Annotated in this window: 4 protein-coding genes; 3 read left to right on the top strand and 1 reads right to left on the bottom strand. The window is 33.2% G+C overall.

What is annotated here, in order from left to right:
- The coding region (locus F6K54_RS39110) for a UDP-3-O-acyl-N-acetylglucosamine deacetylase (protein WP_293089609.1) at positions 1-523 on the bottom strand (523 nt) is incomplete at its 3' end.
- 332 nt (positions 524-855) lie between these two features.
- Between F6K54_RS39110 and F6K54_RS39115 the strand changes: the two genes are divergently transcribed.
- From F6K54_RS39115 to pstA, 3 genes are all read left to right on the top strand, one after another.
- Positions 856-1839: a PstS family phosphate ABC transporter substrate-binding protein gene (locus F6K54_RS39115; protein WP_293089611.1), complete on the top strand. Its 984-nt coding sequence runs from the start codon at positions 856-858 to the stop codon at positions 1837-1839.
- 1264 nt (positions 1840-3103) lie between these two features.
- The gene (gene pstC / locus F6K54_RS39120; RefSeq protein ID WP_293089613.1) at positions 3104-4033 is read left to right on the top strand and encodes a phosphate ABC transporter permease subunit PstC; all 930 of its coding nucleotides are present in this window, start codon (positions 3104-3106) and stop codon (positions 4031-4033) included.
- A gap of 880 nt (positions 4034-4913) precedes the next feature.
- Positions 4914-5716 (top strand): phosphate ABC transporter permease PstA (gene pstA, locus F6K54_RS39125; RefSeq protein WP_293089615.1); only part of this gene is annotated, 803 nt, incomplete at its 3' end.

The following is a 5716-nucleotide window of genomic DNA, read 5'->3' on the forward strand; positions in this document are numbered from 1 at the left end:
CTCCCCATCCCCCCACCTCCCCACCTCCCCATCTCCCCATCTCCCCACCTCCCCATCTCCCACCCTCCCCACCTCCCCATCTCCCACCCTCCCCATCTCCCCATCTCCCCATCTCCCCATCTCCCCATCTCCCCATCTCCCTATTTCCATTCTCTGGTTGAGCAACTAATCCTACAGAAGCGATCGCCTCTACCCAGACTTTAGATGAGCCATCCAGCAGAGGAACTTCTGGGCCATTAATTTCAATTCGAGCATTATCTACTCCCATTCCAGCCAAAGCAGCTAACAAATGTTCTGCAGTACGAATACGAATATTTTCAATACCAAATTCAGTAGAGAGAGTAGTAGAAACTACAAAGTTTATTAGAGCTGGAATAATAGGAGTCTCAGGTAAGTCAACTCTAACAAAATATCTACCTGAATTTTTGGGTGCAGGTATAACTCTAATATGAGATTTAATACCGCTATGTAGACCTATCCCCAATTGTGAAAATTCTGCTGCTAAAGTATATTGATTATCCATATTTTTGTCATAATTATTGTTAGCTATTAACCTATATTTAAACTGTGCTTAAATTTTACTTATTCTCAAAGAATTATACTTAGAAATTAAATAAAAATTATTATTTTTATAGCAATCACCGAATCAGTTGTGAGAATTGATGTGTTCCTTAAAAGTATAGAATATAGCAATTATTATATTCATATAATACGTTTTTTTCTTCTTCCCTGTTCCCTGTTCCTTGTTCCCTGTTCCCTAAAAGCGGTAAGATTTTTATACACAAATAAAATAGGATTGCTATATAAACATTTAATTGTCTAGATATTCGATCAAAACTCTAGGAAAATAAGAGTATGGTAACTACCAAAGTAAAGAAGTTGAAACTGAAAAAGTGGAAATTAGCTAGTGTCTTTGCTCTAGTAGCTACAACATTAGTTATAACTATTCCTGTAGTTAGGTCTCAAAGCCCGTCTATTATTAAAATTGATGGTTCTAGCACAGTTTACCCTATTACTGAAGCAGTAGCCGAAGAATTTCAAAAACAGAAAAGAGGTATGATGCGGGTAACAGTTGGAATTTCTGGAACAGGGGGAGGCTTTCAAAAATTTTGTTCTCAAGAAGATTCTGTAAGAACAGATATTTCTGATGCTTCCAGAGTTATTCAACCATCTGAAATAGAAAAATGTAAAGCTGCAGGAATTGAATTTATAGAACTACCTATTGCTTATGATGCTATTACTGTAGCTGTTCATAGGGAAAACTTTGTTGATACTATGACTATGGAGGAACTAAGAAAGATGTGGGCACCTGAGGCCCAAGGTAAAGTTATAAGATGGAATCAGGTAAACTCTAATTGGCCTAATGCAGAACTGAGAATGTATGGGCCAGGTGCAGACTCAGGTACATTTGACTATTTTACTAATGAAGTAGTTGGTAAGTCTGGAGCTAGCCGTTCTGACTATACGCCTAGTGAAGATGATAATGTTTTGGTTCAAGCTGTTGCTAATGACCCTAATGCTATTGCTTATTTTGGCTATTCTTATTATGAAGCGAACCGAGACCGAATCAAAGCAATAGCGATAGACAATGGTAATAGACCTGTTAAACCTTCATTGGAAACAGTACGAAATGGGCAATATCAACCTTTGGCTAGACCAATTTTTATTTATGTTAATGCTAAGGCAGCAGAGCGTCCTGAAGTTCAAGAATTTGTTGAATTTTATCTCCAGAATGCTCCTCAATTAGTTAAAGAAGTCAATTCTGTACCTCTGTCAGAACTAGAATATCAGCAAGCAATGGAACGTTTTAAAAATCGTGTTATTGGGAGTAGTAGTTAAATTTTTGAATATTATATTTTTAAATATTATAATGAAGACTTAAAGCCTTTTTAAGTAGAGTAATTATTCTATTTTTAATACTAAATTAGATTCAAGTGGTAAACATATTTTATTATGTAAACTAATGCTAAAAATTAGATAAATTATCTGCTAATTTCTAAGCCTCAATTTTATGTGAGGCTGCACAGAATTATGAAATTTATTAACTTGTCTGTCTCCTTTATCCTACCTCTACTAAAAGACTTTTTCAGGAAACCCTAAATAATATCAAAACTATCTATTGTGACGTAAGCATTCAGCTATTGCTTTTAGTTTAGGATAAAAGCTTTATTAATTGTCTTACTACAAAAGTTGCCTACCTTGGCCTTAAAGTCAGTTATTAATTTAAATACTGTCTTTAAGAAGAGAGTCTTATTGCTGATAGCTCAATGCTTACATTCTGACTCCTAAGAAATAAGCTATTTATTTGTAGTAAATATTTATCAAATTGGTATAACCTTTCCTTCAACTTCTATATAAGTAAGTGTTGAAAAAATGAGGCATAATTAAAAGCATATCAGCTAACTTTAGCTATATAAACAATCATCACCCTAATTCATTGTTACTTAGGTAAGTATAAATAAATGCAACAAGTGTACGGCTGATTTTTAGTACTGTATCGCTAATTTATCAAGGCTTTCGGCTAAACCCGACCCTACAATTTTTTTAACGTTTAATTAGATATACCTATTACTTATACCAAGGGTGATAAATGTTTGTTACAAATGGTAGAAGTAAGAAAGAAGGAAGATGAAAAAAGGAATATAGGGATAAATATTGAAGTAAGCATTCAGCTATTAGCGTTTCCTACGGAATGCTCCGCAAACAGCTCTCAGCTTTTTAATGAATAGACTTCTTGCAGAAGTCAGGGGATAGGAAATAAAGAGATGAAATTGTTGATTTATATCTTGAATTGATTTAATTAATTTTTTGCCAGAGATATAATTAAGCAAGCATTTGTTTTACTTTGACTACATTTTAAACCCATAAAATTGAAGTACAATAACGACTAGCTTGCGTTAAAGATAATTAAGCTGATAGCTGACCGCTGAATGCTTAAATATTGAAAAAAAGGGTAAAACAATAGAAATAACTATCTACAATGAACTGGAGCAGCTATTTTTCAGTATATCCGATCAATATCTACCTTTTTGTAGCATTCTTTTTTTTAATTGGTATTAGCTGAATTCTTACTATTATTATTTATTTAATCCCTGAGTATTGAATGAGAAATAAACTTTTAAAATTAATAAAATCACCAAAATGTTCGCCAAGATTAGTTCAAGATATACGAGAAAAAATAATTGAATATATTTTGTTTTTAGCAGCTTTTTCTTCAGTAGCAACTACCATAGCAATTCTATTTATTTTAGTCAGAGAATCAGTTTTATTTTTTCAAGAAATATCCATATTAGAATTCTTGACTAATACACAATGGACTCCCTTATTTCAAAATCCACAATATGGAATTTTACCTTTAGTCTCAGGAACCTTAGTAACTTCAATTATTGCTTTAATGATAGCTATTCCACTGGGCACTATAGCAGGAATTTATCTGAGTGAATTTTCTCCCATAAAATTTAGAGAAACTATCAAACCTTTCTTGGAATTATTGGCTGCTATTCCCACAGTAGTTTATGGTTATTTTGCACTTTTATACGTCACTCCACTATTACAAAAAATATTTCCAAATTTGCCAACTTTTAATATGTTGAGTGCAGGATTAGTAATGGGAGTAATGATTATTCCATTTATTAGCTCTATAAGCGAAGATGCCATGCGTTCTGTGCCAGTAGGTTTACGAGAAGGGTCTTTTTCTATGGGAGCAACTAGGTTTCAAACATCATTATTTGTTGTCTTTCCAGCTGCTATTTCTGGTATTTGTTCGGCTTATATTCTGGGAGCTTCCCGTGCAGTAGGAGAAACAATGATTGTTGCTATTGCGGCTGGTTTGCAGCCCAATTTTACTTTAAATCCCACAGACCAAGCTGCTACTATTACAGCATATATTGTGCAGGTTAGTCTTGGTGATTTACCTCATGGAACTTTAGCTTATCAAACAATTTTTGCTGCTGGTCTAACTTTAGTATTGATAACTTTAATATTAAATATAATCGGTAATTTGCTAGCCAAACATTATCGCGAAATATATTAAAAGAAGGAAGAAGGAAGAAGGAAGAAGGAAGAAGGAAGAAGGAAGAAGGAAGAAGCTGTTATGTTTTTAAATTGGTTATTGATACTAGCCAACAGATTTTCATAAAATTCGTGTATTGAGATGATAACTATGAAGTTATATTTCAGATAAAAATACTATGATAATAGAATGTAAAACAAATCCAAGACATTCAAAAAAATAAACCGTATAGGTTAAATATTTGAACTGAAAATAATTTCTAGAAATTATTGTACATTAAAGCAAACATTTTTAGCGATATAGCGTTTTAATTTGAGATGTCATACCAATTTTATAAATTTTTGCTACAAATAACTAGGATATTTCTTAGGAGTCAGGAGTCAGGAGTCGTATGGGAATGGCTTTAATACCAGTTTTGAACTAGGAAATTCTCTTTTTTGTCAAAGGGAAATCTCCTTTAAAGTCTTTTTATCGCGCTTATTATTCGTAACATTCTTTTTTCAAAATGGTATCAAACAAGAGTTGGTTATTTACTAACAGCAAAAAGTCCGGCAAACTTTCTGGCCGAATAGTTAAGGTTTAAAGCCTCTCCTTTCAAGGATAAAAGCGGTCGATCTTCGGAGCTTCCGGTAGGGTAAAATGGCAAGGTCTCGGAGCCATATCCAATCGACCAAGAGAAAAGAAAAAATTTTCCCTATCCCATCAATCCTCTTCTTTTCAAGGAGAGTTCAATAATGGATAATTGATAATTACCTCTCCCTAATAAGGAAGAGGATTGAATAAAAGGAAAATTTTTTCTTGTTTCTCCTTGCTCATGAGAGGCTTTAAACCTTAATTATTCGGTAATTGTTAATTATTAATTGTTAAATATATGTCGATAAAATAGAGGGACTTGATATAGATGTCAAATCAAGATTTTACCAAGAAATATTTACCTTCTCATCATCTTCAAAGTAATCTGAATAAACGAAATTTGGTTAATAGTATTTTTGCCATAATTGGTTTATTAGTAATTACGGGTTCAATATTAATCCTAGCTGCTTTAATAATTAAAATGATGATTGATGGCTTACCACGCCTAAATTGGAACTTCTTATTTTCTTTTCCTAGTAGAAAACCCGAAGAAGCAGGAATTTTATCGGCCTGGGTAGGTACTTGTTTAGTAATGTTAATAACTGCATTAGTAGCAATTCCTTTAGGAGTTGCTTCTGGTATTTATCTAGAAGAATATGCTCGGAAAAATTGGATTGCCGATCTAATAGAAATTAATGTGACAAATCTTGCAGGTGTACCTTCAATTATTTATGGTTTATTAGCATTAGGATTTTTTGTTTATCAGTTAAAATTAGGGGAAAGTATTCTCACCGCAGGCTTAACTTTAGCATTATTAATTTTACCGATAGTTATTGTCACTACTCGTGAAGCTCTCCGCTCAATTCCAACTAATTTACGAGAAGCTGCTTATGCTCTGGGAGCAAGTAAATGGCAAATGATTTGGGACCATCTTTTACCTTACTCCTTTGGTACTATTCTTACTGGTATAATTATAGGTTTATCACGGGCAATAGGAGAAACAGATCCAGTTATTACTATTGGTGCATTGACATTTATTGCTTTTTTACCAGAATCTCCGTTGAAAAATGAATTTCCATTTATTTCTTTTTCTTGGCTCCAAGCTCCATTTACATTAATGCCAATTCAAAT

Source organism: Okeania sp. SIO3B5 (genome assembly GCF_010692555.1).
Taxonomy (GTDB): domain Bacteria; phylum Cyanobacteriota; class Cyanobacteriia; order Cyanobacteriales; family Microcoleaceae; genus Okeania.

What these genes read in the sequence shown, in the direction of transcription:
- F6K54_RS39115 (WP_293089611.1), top strand. Translation starts at nt 856, where the DNA reads ATGGTAACTACCAAAGTAAAGAAGTTGAAACTGAAAAAGTGGAAATTA.
- pstC (WP_293089613.1), top strand. Translation starts at nt 3,104, where the DNA reads ATGAGAAATAAACTTTTAAAATTAATAAAATCACCAAAATGTTCGCCA.